The 13542-nt window shown below is 66.9% G+C and carries 14 protein-coding genes, 1 pseudogene and 1 riboswitch; of the genes and pseudogenes, 13 read left to right on the top strand and 2 right to left on the bottom strand.

The genetic code is table 11. The features are described 5' to 3' along the window. Window positions 1–206, top strand: a pseudogene (locus HB681_RS23650) (zinc ribbon domain-containing protein); the annotation flags it as partial. A gap of 128 nt (window positions 207–334) precedes the next feature. Then, the gene (locus tag HB681_RS23645; protein WP_213957306.1) at window positions 335–1018 is read left to right on the top strand and encodes a hypothetical protein; all 684 of its coding nucleotides are present in this window, start codon (window positions 335–337) and stop codon (window positions 1016–1018) included. Between the two features lie 17 nt (window positions 1019–1035). Here HB681_RS23645 and HB681_RS23640 read toward each other — a convergent pair whose 3' ends face one another. Continuing rightward, window positions 1036–3021 carry a monovalent cation:proton antiporter family protein gene (locus tag HB681_RS23640; protein ID WP_213957305.1) on the bottom strand — a complete coding sequence of 662 codons (1986 nt, stop codon included), beginning with the start codon at window positions 3019–3021 and terminating at the stop codon, window positions 1036–1038. Window positions 3022–3154: 133 nt separating this feature from the next. Between HB681_RS23640 and HB681_RS23635 the strand changes: the two genes are divergently transcribed. Genes HB681_RS23635 through HB681_RS23620 form a run of 4 tightly spaced genes read left to right on the top strand, consistent with a single transcriptional unit; the run spans window position 3155 to window position 6172 of the window. Beyond that, window positions 3155–4156 carry a KpsF/GutQ family sugar-phosphate isomerase gene (locus HB681_RS23635; protein ID WP_213957304.1) on the top strand — a complete coding sequence of 334 codons (1002 nt, stop codon included), beginning with the start codon at window positions 3155–3157 and terminating at the stop codon, window positions 4154–4156. A gap of 8 nt (window positions 4157–4164) precedes the next feature. Then, complete coding sequence (locus HB681_RS23630; protein WP_256735074.1) at window positions 4165–4716, top strand: HAD hydrolase family protein; 552 nt, start codon at window positions 4165–4167, stop codon at window positions 4714–4716. Beyond that, window positions 4713–5396: an LPS export ABC transporter periplasmic protein LptC gene (gene lptC / locus HB681_RS23625; RefSeq protein ID WP_256735073.1), complete on the top strand. Its 684-nt coding sequence runs from the start codon at window positions 4713–4715 to the stop codon at window positions 5394–5396. Before HB681_RS23630 ends, lptC begins: the two co-directional genes overlap by 4 nt. Continuing rightward, window positions 5393–6172, top strand: coding sequence for an SDR family oxidoreductase (locus HB681_RS23620; protein WP_213957302.1), 780 nt, complete (start codon window positions 5393–5395; stop codon window positions 6170–6172). The genes lptC and HB681_RS23620 overlap by 4 nt, the downstream gene beginning before the upstream one ends. A gap of 62 nt (window positions 6173–6234) precedes the next feature. Here the strand turns inward: HB681_RS23620 and HB681_RS23615 are convergent, their stop codons facing one another. Beyond that, the gene (locus HB681_RS23615; RefSeq protein WP_213957301.1) at window positions 6235–6768 is read right to left on the bottom strand and encodes an RNA-binding protein; all 534 of its coding nucleotides are present in this window, start codon (window positions 6766–6768) and stop codon (window positions 6235–6237) included. Between the two features lie 248 nt (window positions 6769–7016). Then, a riboswitch (yybP-ykoY riboswitch) is annotated at window positions 7017–7199 on the top strand. 8 nt (window positions 7200–7207) lie between these two features. On the opposite strand from HB681_RS23615, the gene HB681_RS23610 reads away from it, so the two are divergent. The 7 genes from HB681_RS23610 (at window position 7208) to HB681_RS23580 (ending at window position 13437) form a co-directional block, all read left to right on the top strand. Next, window positions 7208–7768 carry a TMEM165/GDT1 family protein gene (locus HB681_RS23610; protein WP_213957300.1) on the top strand — a complete coding sequence of 187 codons (561 nt, stop codon included), beginning with the start codon at window positions 7208–7210 and terminating at the stop codon, window positions 7766–7768. Window positions 7769–7997: 229 nt separating this feature from the next. Continuing rightward, window positions 7998–9158: a homoserine O-acetyltransferase gene (locus HB681_RS23605; protein ID WP_213957299.1), complete on the top strand. Its 1161-nt coding sequence runs from the start codon at window positions 7998–8000 to the stop codon at window positions 9156–9158. 203 nt (window positions 9159–9361) lie between these two features. Further along, window positions 9362–9946: a methionine biosynthesis protein MetW gene (gene metW, locus HB681_RS23600; RefSeq protein WP_213957298.1), complete on the top strand. Its 585-nt coding sequence runs from the start codon at window positions 9362–9364 to the stop codon at window positions 9944–9946. Window positions 9947–10031: 85 nt separating this feature from the next. Next, a complete protein-coding gene (gene otnK, locus HB681_RS23595) occupies window positions 10032–11294 on the top strand; it encodes a 3-oxo-tetronate kinase (RefSeq protein ID WP_213957297.1) in 1263 nt (420 codons plus the stop codon). Beyond that, window positions 11291–11968 (top strand): aldolase, encoded by a 678-nt coding sequence (locus HB681_RS23590; RefSeq protein WP_213957296.1) that lies wholly within the window; start codon window positions 11291–11293, stop codon window positions 11966–11968. Before otnK ends, HB681_RS23590 begins: the two co-directional genes overlap by 4 nt. A gap of 62 nt (window positions 11969–12030) precedes the next feature. Next, window positions 12031–12852, top strand: a complete 822-nt coding sequence (gene otnI, locus HB681_RS23585) for a 2-oxo-tetronate isomerase (RefSeq protein ID WP_213957295.1) — start codon at window positions 12031–12033, stop codon at window positions 12850–12852. Next, entirely contained in the window at window positions 12853–13437 is a 585-nt protein-coding gene (locus HB681_RS23580) for a YigZ family protein (protein WP_213957294.1), read from the top strand. The last annotated feature ends 105 nt before the right edge of the window (window positions 13438–13542 follow it).

Here is a 13542-nt window from a genome sequence, read left to right as displayed (position 1 = left end):
TCGTGGCGCCAGCGCCGTCGCCGGAGCCGCCACCACCCCCGCCGAATCCGCAAGCAGGCTGCGAAGGCCGGAATTTCATAGCCAAGGCGCAATGCATGGCGGCGCAATGCGCCATGGCAGAGTTCAAGGCCACGGCGCAATGCGAGGCGGTTCGCGCGCAGCAACGAATCGAAGAAGAGAAACGCAACCCGACCTTGTCCAACTAGTCGGGCGGGAAGTCAGGGAGTAGAAAAATATGTTTTGTCCGGCTTGTTCCCGGGAAATCGAGGGGGCCTCGCGGTTTTGCGACCAGTGCGGCGCTTCCCTGTCCGCACTTCGCCGTCGGCGCACGGTCATGTGGGGTGCCGCGTTCGCGATCGTCGCGGTAGGTGGCGTCGTCGGCGCTCAACGTTGGCTGGCCACCCCGTCGGTGACGCCGGCCGCGTTGTTCGCGGCCATGTCGAACGCCATCGCGAATGGCCAGGTGACGCCGGGCCGCGATCCCATCTGCGTGGCCAACGGCATTGCCTATGACCAGGAGCCGGTCAACGTCCAGACCAGCAACGCCGCCACCTTGTCGTGGATGAACACGTTGGTCGAGGCGGGGCTCTACCAGGGTCCGAGCAGCGGGCAGTCGGGAGGCTTCCTGTCCCAGCCGATCTCGATCTACCAGCCCATGCCGGAACTTGCCCGGTGGGGTGGCGGCCGGCGGCTTTGCGTGGCGCGTGGCGTGCGCCTCGATTCGGTATCGAACGTCGGGCAGGTCGAAGAAATGCGCTTGCGCGGCAAACGCTACACCGGCGTGCTGGCCGATGTCCGCTGGACTCTGGACGAGCCGGCGCCCTGGCTGTCCATGCCCGGCGTCAGCGAAGCGCTTGCAGGCGAACTGCCCGGTTGGCGCAGCGCGCGCTGGCATGCCGGACCGCATGGCTGGGCGTTGACGCAGCGCAAGAGTTTCGTGCTGGTCGATGACCGCTGGATGGCCGGCGATGCCGTCGAGCGCGCCACGCCGACGCGCGCCAACCCGGACCAGATCTAAGGTCCAGGGAACCCCACTCACCCCTTCTGCAGCTTGTCCACCGCAATGGCCAACGCCGCGGGCTTGCCCGACAGCACCAGCGTGTCGCCATCGGCCAAATGGGTGTCGTCCAGCAACGGGACGGCCTTGCCGTCGTGCCGACGCAGGCTGGCCACGCGAACGCCCACCGCATGCAACGCGAGCCCGGCCAGCGGCTGGCCAATGGCGCGGGCGCCGGCGGTGAGCGTGAAGGAGTTCAGCCGCTCATGGTCGACCTCGTCGGCGTTGTCGTCGTCCGCACCGTGGAAGTACCCACGCAGCAGGTTGTAGCGCGCGTCACGCTGCTCCTGCACCACCCGAATCACGCGTCGCATCGGCACGCCGACCAGCGCCAGCGCATGGCTCGCGAGCATGAGTGATCCTTCGATGGCCTCAGGCACCACTTCGGTGGCGCCGGCGCTGCGCAGCCGTTCGAGATCGTGGTCGTCCTGCGTGCGCACGATCACCGGGACCTGCGGCGCATGCGCGCGGATGTTGGCCAGTACCTTGATTGCGCCCGCCACGTCAAGGTAGGTCACGACCACGGCACTGGCGCGCGCCAGGCCCGCGGCCATCATCGCCTGCAGGCGGGCGGCATCGCCGAAGACCACGGAATCACCCGCCGATGCCGCCTGCCGCACGCGGTCCGGGTCGAGGTCGAGCGCCATGTAGGGAATGCCTTCGCGCTCCAGCATGCGCGCCAGGTTCTGGCCGCAGCGACCGTAGCCGCAGATGATGACGTGCTGGCTGGTGTTGATGGTCTTGCGCGCGATGTTGGTCATCTGCAGCGACTGTTGCAGCCAGTCGCTGGCCACCAGCTTGCGCACGATCTTGTTGCTGTAGAGGATGATGAAGGGCGTCGCCAGCATCGACAGCACCATCGACGCCAGCACCGGATGGCCCAGCCATTGCGGCAGCAGGCTGCGGTCGTTTGCCAACGCCAGCATCACGAAGCCGAACTCGCCCGCCTGCGCCAGGTAGAGGCCGGTTCGCAGCGACACGCCGCTGGTGGCGCCGAGCACGCGTGCCAGCACCGTTACCAGCAACAGCTTGAACAGCAGTGGCAACGCCAGCAGCACCAGCACCAGCGCCCAGCGCTCGACGGCGACGTGCCAGTCGAGCGTCATCCCGATGGTGATGAAAAACAGCCCGAGCAGCACGTCGTGGAACGGGCGGATATCGGTCTCGACCTGATGCTTGAACTCCGTTTCGGACACCAGCATGCCGGCGATGAAAGCGCCCAGCGCCAGCGAAAGCCCGGCGAACTGGGTGAGCCAGGCCATGCCCAGCGTGAGCAACAGCACGTTGAGGATGAACAGTTCCTCGCTGCGCAGGCGGGCCACGATGGTGAGCCACCAGCGCATCACGCGCGGCCCACCGTAGAGCAGGATGAACACCAGGAAGCCGCCCTTCGCGACCGCCACCGCCAAGGCCTTGAACATCGCTTCGGGCGGTGCGCCCAGTGCGGGAATCAGCACCAGCAAAGGCACCACCGCCAAGTCCTGGAACAGCAGCACGCCCATCACGCGCTTGCCATGTTCGCTTTCCAGTTCGAGGCGTTCGGCCATCAGCTTGACCACGATCGCGGTGCTGCTCATGGTGAGTGCGGCCGACAGCGCCAGCGCGGTCTGCCAGCCCAGTCGCCATTGCGGCGGCAACCAGTTGGCGACGATCAACGCTCCCGATGTGGCGAAGGCCATCGTCAGCAAGACCTGCAGCAGTCCCAGCCCGAACACGTGCTTGCGCATGGCGCGCAGCTTGGGCAGGCTGAACTCCAGCCCGATCACGAACATCAGGAACACCACGCCGAATTCGCCGAGGTGCTGGATCCCATCCGAGTTGTCCGCGAGCGCCATCGCATGGGGCCCGATGAGCACCCCGGCCACCAGGTAGCCCAGCATGGGCGGCAGCTTCAGCGAGCGGCATGCCACCACGCCGATGACCGCCGCCAGCAGGTACAGGAGTGTGAGTTGAAGCGCCGACATGGTCCGATGCTAGAGGAACTCCACGAGTATGTGGTCCTCAGGTCCGGGTTGAGCCCGGCCCGCCCCCCGACGAGGATCGAGTCGAGACCGCAAAGCCAGGTCGCCTGAAGACGCGCCGCCTAAAATCCCGCCGATGAGTTCCCTCCCCGACCTGCCGATCGGCACCGACGCCGACAAACTGCTGGCGCGCGCACGGCTGACCTTCGACATCGAAGCCGCTGCCGTGCTTGGCCTGAAGAACCGTGTCGGGCCGAGTTTCGTGGAGGCGGTCCGGCGCATCCTGAATGTGCGGGGTCGTGTGGTCGTGATGGGCATGGGCAAGAGTGGCCATGTCGGACGCAAGATCGCGGCCACCCTGGCGTCAACCGGTTCGCCCGCGATGTTCGTGCACCCGGCCGAGGCCAGCCACGGCGACCTGGGCATGATCAAGACGGTCGACCTGGTGCTCGCCATTTCCAACAGCGGCGAAAGCGACGAACTCGCCGCGATCCTGCCCGTGGTCAAGCGTCAGGGCGTGCCCCTGATCGCCATCACCGGCGGCCTCGATTCGATGCTGGCTCGCCATGCCGACGTCGTGCTCGACAGTGGCGTCGAGAAGGAAGCCTGCCCACTCAACCTCGCGCCCACGGCGAGCACCACCGCGCAGATGGCGCTCGGTGATGCGCTGGCGGTTGCCTTGCTCGACGCACGCGGTTTCGGCGCCGAGGACTTCGCGCGGTCGCATCCTGGCGGCGCGCTTGGCCGCAAGCTGCTGACGCATGTGAATGACCTGATGCGCAGCGGCGACAACGTGCCGCGTGTCGCGCCCCGCGCCACCCTCAGCGAGCTGATGCGCGAGATGAGTTCCAAAGGCCTCGGCGCCACCGCCGTGGTCGATGCCGATGGCCGCGCGATCGGCATCTTCACCGACGGCGACCTGCGCCGCCTGGTCGAAACCGGCGCGGACCTGCGCGAACTCACGGCTGCCGACGTCATGCACAAGGGACCTCGCACGATGCGCGCAGACGCGCTCGGCGTGGAAGCTGCCGAGCTCATGGAGCAATACCGCATCACCAGCATCCTGGTCACCGATGCGGCCGGCCTGCTCATCGGCGCCATCAGCATCAACGACCTGATGCGCGCGAAGGTCATCTGATGACGGACATGCCGATCCTTCGATTCGACACCGGCACGCTGCTCGCCGCGCAGGACGTGCGCATCGTGTTCTTCGACGTCGACGGCGTGCTCACCGATGGCGGCGTCTACTTCAGCGAACACGGCGAGACGCTCAAGCGCTTCAGCATCCTCGACGGCCTCGGCCTGAAGCTGCTGCGCCAGGCTGGCATCACGCCCGCGGTGATCACCGGTCGCGATTCGAAGCCGCTGCGCGTGCGCCTCGAAGCACTCGGCATCGAGCACGTCCGCTATGGCACCGAGGACAAGCTGCCCGCGGCCGAAGCCATGCTGGCCGCACTGGGCCTCGGCTGGAAACAGGCCGCCGCCATCGGCGACGACTGGCCCGACCTGCCCGTGCTCGCCCGCTGCGCCTTCGCGGCCGCGCCGGCCAATGCGCATGCCGAGGTCCGCGCAATTGCGAACTACGTGACCACCGCGCGCGGCGGCGAAGGCGCAGCCCGCGAGTTCTGCGACCTGCTGCTCACGGCCACCGGGCACTACCGGCGCTTGCTCGACCTGGCGCGGGGGCCGGTCGTTTGACCGCCGGCGCCCGGCGCTTGCTCGGCTTGCTGCGTCGCGGTATCGACCGCGGCAGCCTCTACCTGCCGATCATCGTGGCCGGCGCGCTGGCGCTGGGCACCTACTGGCTGGTGCGCAACGCACCGCGGCTGGCCGTGCCCACGCCCAAGGAGGCGCCGACCCACGATCCCGACTACTTCATGCGCGGCTTCGTGGTGAAGAACTTCCTGCCGAACGGCGAACTCCGCAGCGAGCTCGCCGGCACCGAAGGGCGGCACTATGCCGACAACGACACCATGGAAGTCGATCAGGTTCGCCTCCGCTCCATCTCGCTGCAAGGCCTGGTCACGCATGCCTCGGCAGACCGTGGCTTGTCCAACAGCGACGTCAGCGAGGTTCAACTGTTCGGCAATGCAATCGTGGTCCGCGACGCGGCTGTCGCCCCGAACGGCAAGCCGATGCCCAGGCTCGAGTTCCGCGGTGAATTCCTGCATGCGTTCATCGACACCGAACGCGTACGCTCCGACAAGCCGGTCACCCTGACCCGTGGCACGGACCACTTCACCGCAGATTCGATGGACTACGACAACCTGAGTGGCGTGGCCAATCTGAACGGACGGGTGCACGGCGTGTTGATGCCGCCGCCGTCGGCAACCGCTGTGCCGAATGCTGACAAGAGAAAAAAGGGAGGCGCGCAATGACGCAAGGTCTGGTCTTCATCACCGGCGCATCGAGCGGCATCGGCCAGGCGCTGGCTTCACGCTACTACGATGCGGGCTACAGCCTCGCGCTGGTGGCGCGTCGCACCGAGCAGATCGAGGCATGGGCGGCCGGGCGCAAGCTGGACGGCGCGCGCTATCGTGTCTATGGCGCGGACGTGGCGCGGATCGACAGCATCGTGGCCGCCGGCAATGCCTGCATCGCCCAACAGGGCCTGCCCGACGTGGTGATCGCCAATGCGGGCGTCAGCATCGGCATGGATACCGCGGAGCGCAGCGACCTCGATGTACTGGCCAGTACGCTCGCTACCAACAACGTCGGCCTCGCCGCCACCTTTCATCCCTTCGTCGCCGCGATGGCAGCGCGTGGCAGCGGGCGCTTGGTCGGCATCGGCAGCGTGGCGTCCATCCGCGGACTGCCGGGCCACGGCGCCTATTGCGCCAGCAAGTCCGCCGTGGTCGCCTACTGCGAAAGCCTGCGGGGCGAAATGCGCGCCAGCGGCGTCAAGGTCGTCACGATCTGCCCCGGCTACATCGACACACCGCTGACCCAGGGCAACCGCTATGGCATGCCGTTCCTGATGAAGGCGGAAGCATTTGCCGACCAGGCATTTCGGACCATCGAGCAGGGCGTGAGCTATCGCGTGATCCCGTGGCAGATGGGCGTGATCGCCAAGATCATGCGCATGCTGCCCAATGCCGTCTACGACCGTGCGGTGCAGGGCCGGGGTCGCAAGAAGCGACTCGGCGAAAGCTGAGGAGCAACCTGACAGGCAGCAAAAAGGCTCCCGAGGGAGCCTTTTTTGCGAGTGTCGGTCGATCAGTAACCGCTGTTGCCGCCGTTGTTGCCGCCGTAGCCGCCACCACCGCTGCGGCCGCCGCCACCACGCGGGCCGGCACCGTAGGGGCTGCGGAAACCGCCATCGCCACCGCCGCCACCGCCGTAGCCACCGCCGCTGCGGCCACCACCACCGCCGCCATAGCCGCCGCCGCCACTGCGGCCGCCGCCGCCAGAACCGCCACCACCGTAGCCGCCGCCGCCAGAACCACCACCGCCGTAGCCGCCGCCACCGCCGCCATAACCGCCGCTACGGGGAGGACGGGCTTCCATCGGACGCGCTTCGTTCACAACGACGCTGCGACCGCCGAGCGGTTGACCATTCATACCGTTGATTGCGGCTTGCGCCTCCGCGTCGCTGCCCATCTCGACGAAACCGAAGCCCTTTGAGCGTCCGGTGTCGCGTTCCATCATGACCTTGGCGCTGGTCACGGCGCCAAATTGGCCGAAGGCCTGTTCGAGGTCTCCGTCGCGCACGGAATATGGCAGGTTGCCGACGTACAGTTTGTTGCCCATGACGGGACTCCTATAAACACATCAAAGAAAGCGATGGAGTCCCGACTGCATATCCAACATGAAACGCTGAGTCGCGCGAAACTGGCCGATCACCCACATTTGCGTCATCCAAATGTTGCGGAGGTACGCTCGCTCATTATGTGTGAAATACACATTGTGCAAGAAGAAATTTGTATCCCGCGCCACGCTTGAGTAACCAAGATAGCTAGTGCACACTAACTATCTTGCCGTGCCACCGGGCTAGAATGCCTGTTGTCATTGGGGAGTAGCCGCCTTCCATTGCGAGAAGGGCTTGCGTCAACAGACTTGTTCTGCGCCCAGCAGGACATGGTGCAAGCAGTTTCCCACCTGGCGAGACCTTTGACTGTGCAACTTCGGGAATATGGCCGAAGGTGTTGCATGGTCAATTGCGTCCTTCGGCCTGAGGAACTCACACATCATGGAAGCTTTTCTGGTTGCGACGGGCATCGTCTCGCTCGCGGAAATGGGCGACAAGACGCAACTGCTGGCGCTGGTGCTCGCCGCGCGTTTTCTCAAACCCTGGCCAATCGTCATAGGCATATTCGCCGCAACGATCGTCAACCACGCGCTGGCGGGCGCCGTCGGCACCTTTGTCACCCACTGGCTGGGGCCGGTCGCCTTGCGCTGGATCCTGGGCGTGTCCTTCATCGCGATGGCGGTCTGGATGCTGATCCCGGACAAGCTCGATGAAGACGAAGGCGCGGCCCGCTCGCACTTCGGCGTCTTCGGCACAACGGTGATCTCCTTCTTCCTTGCAGAGATGGGTGACAAGACCCAGATCGCGACCGTGATGCTGGCCGCACGTTTCGTCAATGACTACGTCTGGGTCGTTGCCGGCACCACGCTGGGCATGATGCTGGCGAACGTACCCGTGGTGTTCTTCGGTGAACGCATCATGCGGCGCGTGCCGATCAAGCTTGTGCATGGCGTGTCGGCTGCGATCTTCCTCGGGCTCGGCATCATCGCGATCCTGAGTTGAAGTCCCGGGCCGGGCAGCGCCTGGCCTGCCGGGGATATACTCCCCTCGCGCCGATTTGCTACAGCTTGCGGGCGCTTAACAAATTCAGCTAAAGACCGTGGCCGACCCGGCTCGTTTTTTTAGCGAGGCCGGGTTTTTTCATGCGCACATTTGCCCACGCTCATCAGTTCGTGTATCGCTGCCCCCCGAGGGGGAACTCAACATCCTACGGGCGGCCGGGCGAACGTTGATGTCACTCGAAGCCACCCCCCAATCGATGTCCTTCGCGCGTCCGCTCGCGCTGCGCAGCGGCGCGTCGATCGCCAACTACACGCTGGCCTACGAAACCTACGGCGCGCTCAACGCGGACAGGAGCAATGCGGTCCTGATCTGCCACGCGCTCAATGCCGACCATCACGTCGCCGGCAGCTATGCGGGCAAGCCCCGGTCCGAGGGCTGGTGGGACAACATGATCGGCCCGGGCAAGCCGGTCGACACCAATCGCTTCTTCGTGATCGGCGTGAACAACCTCGGCTCCTGCTTCGGCTCGACCGGCCCCATGCATGTCGACCCTGCCACCGGCCGGGTCTACGGCGCGGACTTTCCGGTGGTGACGGTCGAGGACTGGGTCGACGCGCAAGCCGTGCTGCTCGAAGCGCTGGGCATCCGGACACTCGCCGCCGTGATGGGCGGCAGCCTGGGCGGCATGCAGGCGCTGAGCTGGACCTTGCAATATCCCGACCGCGTGCGCCACGCCGTGGTCGTGGCCAGCGCCCCGAACCTCACGGCCGAGAACATCGCCTTCAACGAAGTCGCGCGCCGCGCCATCGTCACCGATCCGGACTTTCACGGCGGCCACTTCTACGAGCAGGGCGTGGTGCCCAAGCGCGGCCTGCGCATCGCCCGCATGATCGGCCACATCACCTACCTCAGCGACGACGTGATGAACGAGAAATTCGGTCGCATGCTGCGCAGCGCGGCCGAGGGCGAAGCGGCCGGGCCGAACTACCGTTATTCGACCCAACAGGTCGAGTTCCAGATCGAGAGCTACCTGCGCTACCAGGGCGACAAGTTCGCCGAATACTTCGACGCCAACACCTACCTGCTCATCACCCGCGCGCTCGACTACTTCGATCCGGCGCGCGCATGCGGCGGCAACCTTACCGAAGCGCTGGCCAAGGCCACGGCCAAGTTCCTGCTCGTGAGCTTCACCACCGACTGGCGCTTCTCGCCGGCGCGCAGCCGCGAGATCGTCAAGGCGCTGCTCGACAACCGTCGCAGCGTGAGTTATGCCGAGATCGACGCGCCGCACGGCCACGATGCCTTCCTGCTCGACGACGCGCGCTACTTCGGCGTGGTGCGTTCCTTCTTCGATCGGATCGCGTTCAGCAATGAAGGGAGGCACGCATGAGACATCCGGTGTCAACCCTCTTGAGAGATTTCGATCCGGCAGGCGCTCGCACCGCAGCGCACAGCGCGGAGGTTATCCAATGAGCGCCGCCCGGCCGCCCGAAGGCGCTCGCACCGCAGCGCGCAGCGCGGAGGTTATCCAATGAGCGCCGCCCGGCCGCCCGAAGGCGCTCGCACCGCAGCGCGCAGCGCGGAGGTTATCCAATGAGCGACCTTGCCACGCAGAGACTCATCGCCCAGCTCGTACCGCAAGGCTCGCGCGTGCTCGACCTCGGTTGCGGCGACGGCGCATTGCTCGACCTGCTGCAGCGCGAGCGCGGCTGCAGCGGCTACGGCGTGGAGATTGCAGACGGCAACGTCATCAAGTGCGTGCAGCGCGGCGTCGACGTGCTGCAGTTGAACCTCGACGAAGGCCTGACCATGTTCGGCGATGCGTCCTTCGACGTGGTGCTGCAGATCGACACGCTGCAGAACCTGCGCAATGCCGAGATCATGCTGCGCGAGACCGCACGCGTGGGCCGCATCGGGATCGTTGCGTTCCCGAACTTCGCGCATTGGCCCAATCGCCTCAGCGTGGCGCGCGGGCGCATGCCGGTCACGCGCCGCCTGCCCTACCAGTGGTATGACACGCCGAACATCCGCGTTGGCACCTTCAAGGACTTCGAAGTGCTGGCGCAGCGCAACAAGCTGCGCCTGCTCGACGCCTTCGGCCTGCAGAACGAGCGCGAGGTGCGCTGGCTGCCGAACGCGCGCGCCAGCACGGCCGTGTTCAAGTTCGAACGCGCCTGACCTGCTTGCGATGCTGCCCCGCGGAACAGGCGCGGGTAGTAAGCTTTGCGGCCTCCAACCGCAACAAGAACCAGGGCACCACGTCATGAGCTTCCCGCTGGGCTGCATTGCCGACGACTTCACGGGCGCGACCGATCTCGCCAACAACCTGGTGCGCGCCGGCATGCGCGTGGTGCAGACGATCGGCGTGCCCAGGGGGCCGCTGGGCGCCGAGGTGGATGCGGTCGTGGTGGCGCTCAAGTCGCGCACCATCGCGCCCGCCGATGCCATCGCGCAGTCTCTGGAAGCCTTGCGCTGGTTGCAGGCGCAGGGCGTGAAGCAGGTCTACTTCAAGTACTGCTCGACCTTCGACAGCACGCCGCAAGGCAACATCGGCCCGGTGACCGAAGCGCTGATGGATGCGCTGGCCACCGACTTCACCATTGCCACGCCGGCCTTTCCCGACAACCAGCGCACGGTGTTCAAGGGCTACCTGTTCGTCGGCGACGTGTTGCTCAGCGAGAGCGGCATGAAGGACCATCCGCTGACGCCGATGACGGACCCGAACCTCGTGCGCGTGATGCAGGCGCAGTGCCGGCGCAAGGTGGGCTTGATCGACCACCGCGCGGTGGCGGCGGGCGCCGATGCGGTGCGCGCGCGCATCACGCAACTCAAGGCGGACGGCGTGGCCATCGCCGTGGTCGATGCGGTATCGAACGACGACCTGCTCCGGCTCGGTCCGGCCCTGGCCGACATGCCGTTGGTGACGGCCGGCTCGGGCGTCGCCATCGGGCTGCCGGGCAACTTCGGCATCGCGCCCTCGCCGCGCGCAGCTGCGTTGCCGGCGGTGGATGGCTTGCATGCGGTGGTGTCGGGCAGTTGTTCCACCGCCACCAACCGGCAGGTGCGCGACTTCATAGCGCGCGGCCATCCGGCGCTCGCGCTGGACCCGATCGCCGTGTCGGAAGGCCGCCAGGGTGCGGACGCGGCGCTCGCATGGGCCGGGCCGCTGCTGGCCAGGGGGCCGGTGCTGGTCTATTCCACGGCCGACCCGCAGCAGGTCAAGGCCACGCAAGGGCAACTGGGGGTGGAAGCCGCCGGCGCGCTCATGGAGCGCACGCTGGCCGCGGTGGCGCGCGGCATGGTGGAGCGCGGCGTACGGCGCCTGCTCGTGGCGGGCGGCGAGACATCGGGGGCCTGCGTGCAGGCGCTCGGCATCGCACAACTGCAGATCGGCGCGCAGATCGATCCCGGGGTGCCGTGGTGCCATGCGCTGGCCGATGGGGCGCCTGCGCCAGGCATGCACATCGCGCTCAAGTCCGGCAATTTCGGCAGCGACGACTTCTTTACCAAGGCCTTCGGCGCATGACCGAATCCGGGGGGCGCGAGGAGATCTGCCGCGTCGGCGCCAGCCTGTTCGCACGCGGGTACGTGCACGCCACCGCCGGCAATATCAGCGTGCGGCTGGAGGACGGCGGCTACCTCATCACGCCGACCGATGCATGCCTTGGCGCGCTCGATCCGGCACGCCTGGCGCGCCTCGATGCCGACGGCAGGCAGTTGAATGGCGACCGCGCGAGCAAGACCATTGCGCTGCACAGGCGCATCTACGCGGCAGCGACACGCTTCGATGCGAACACGCGCTGCGTGATCCACACGCACAGCACGCATTGCGTGGCGCTGACCCTGCAGCCGCCCGCGGGCGAGGAGCCGGAACTGCTGCCACCACTCACGCCCTACTTCGTCATGAAGGTCGGTCACGTGCCGCTGATCCCCTACCACCGCCCGGGCGCCCCTGAAGCGGCCGAGGCCGTGGCCCGGACCATCACCCGCCGCGGCGAGGCCGGCGCGCCGATCCGCGCCGTGATGCTGGAGCGCCTGGGTCCCAACGTATGGCATGACACGCCCGCCGCCGCTATGGCCACGCTCGAGGAACTCGAGGAAACGGCTCGCCTGTGTCTGCTGATGCGCGACCGAGAACCCGCGCCGTTGAGCCCGGCCGCCATCGACGCGTTGCGCGCCAGCTTCGGTGCGCGCTGGTAGAACACGCACACACGCCGTCGCGAATCCCGCAACACCGAGAGACAACACCGAGAGGAACACCCATGCCCCGCTTTGCCGCCAACCTGTCGATGCTCTACACCGACCTGCCTTTCCTGGATCGCTTCGAAGCCGCTGCGCGCGACGGTTTCAAGGCGGTGGAATACCTGTTCCCCTATGCCTTCCCCGCGAACGAACTGGCCGCGCGCCTGAAGGCCAACGGCTTGCAGCAGGTGCTGTTCAACGCGCCGCCCGGCGGCGATTCACCCGAGACCGTCAACACGGCATGGGAGCAAGGATCGCGCGGCACGGCTAGCGTGCCCGGCCGCCACACGGAGTTCCGCTACGGCGTGCAGCAGGCGCTCGAATACGCCGCCGCGCTCGACTGCCCGCGCATCCACGTGATGGCCGGGCTGCTTGCCGACGACCAGACGCGCGAGGGCCTGCGCGGGGTGTACATCGACAACCTGCACTGGGCCGCGGTCGAAGCCGCCAAGTCCGGCCGGGACATCCTGATCGAGCCGATCAACACCCGCGACGTGCCGCGTTTCTTCCTCAACCGGCAGGACCATGCGCACGAGATCGTCGAGGCCGTCGGCGCCCTCAACCTGCGGGTGCAGATGGACCTGTACCACTGCCAGATCGTCGAAGGCGACGTGGCGATGAAGCTGCGCAAGTACCTGGCGACCGGCCGCGTCGGCCACATGCAGATCGCCGGCGTGCCCGAGCGGCATGAGCCCGACATCGGCGAACTGAACCATCCCTACCTGTTCAGCGTCATCGACGAGCTGGCCGCGCAGGGCCACTGGGACGGCTGGATCGGTTGCGAATACCGTCCGCGCGGCGGCACCGGCGAAGGCCTGGGCTGGGCGCGTGGCTTGTTGTGAATGCCCTTCACGCTCGCCGAGCCGGTCCACAGCGAACTGCTGCTCAAGAAAAGTCGCTTCATCGGTTGCGTGCAGGCGGTGGCCGACCGGCCCGCGGCGCTGGCCGTGGTCGAAGGCCTGCGGGCGCAACACCCGGGCGCGGCGCATGTCTGCTGGGCCCTGATGGCCGGTGGCCAATCGGCCGCCAATGACGACGGCGAGCCCGGCGGCACGGCTGGCCGGCCCATGCTCGAAGTGCTGCGGCACCAACACCTGGAGGGCGTGCTGGCGACGGTGGTGCGCTACTTCGGCGGTGTGAAGCTGGGCGCCGGCGGACTCGTGCGTGCCTACACCGATTGCGTGGCGCAAGCCTTGCTCACGGCGGCGCCCGTGCCCCTGGTCCCGCAACGGAGCCTCTGTTGCGCCGTGCCGTATGCGCTCGAAGGATTGGTGCGAAGGGAGATCGGCGCGGCCGGTGGCGTGCTCGAAGAGGTGCGCCACGAGACACTGGTGCAGTTCAGGTTGTCGCTGGCGGCGTCTCAGGTGACGGCCTTCGTCGCGCGCCTTGACGATGCCGCACAAGGCCGCGTCGACTGGCGGGCTTGAATCTTCCGGGCATGGCGCCTACCATGCTATGGATTTCATAGCGTCACCTTCAAGGCGCGCGCTACGAAAAGGGCCAGCGCCTTGTCTCTGCCACAACGTAGACGA

The sequence above is a fragment of the Variovorax sp. dw_954 genome (assembly GCF_018449755.1).
Classification (GTDB): domain Bacteria; phylum Pseudomonadota; class Gammaproteobacteria; order Burkholderiales; family Burkholderiaceae_C; genus Variovorax.
Note: the sequence above shows the minus strand (reverse complement) of the source record. Positions and strands in the feature narration are given on the sequence as shown.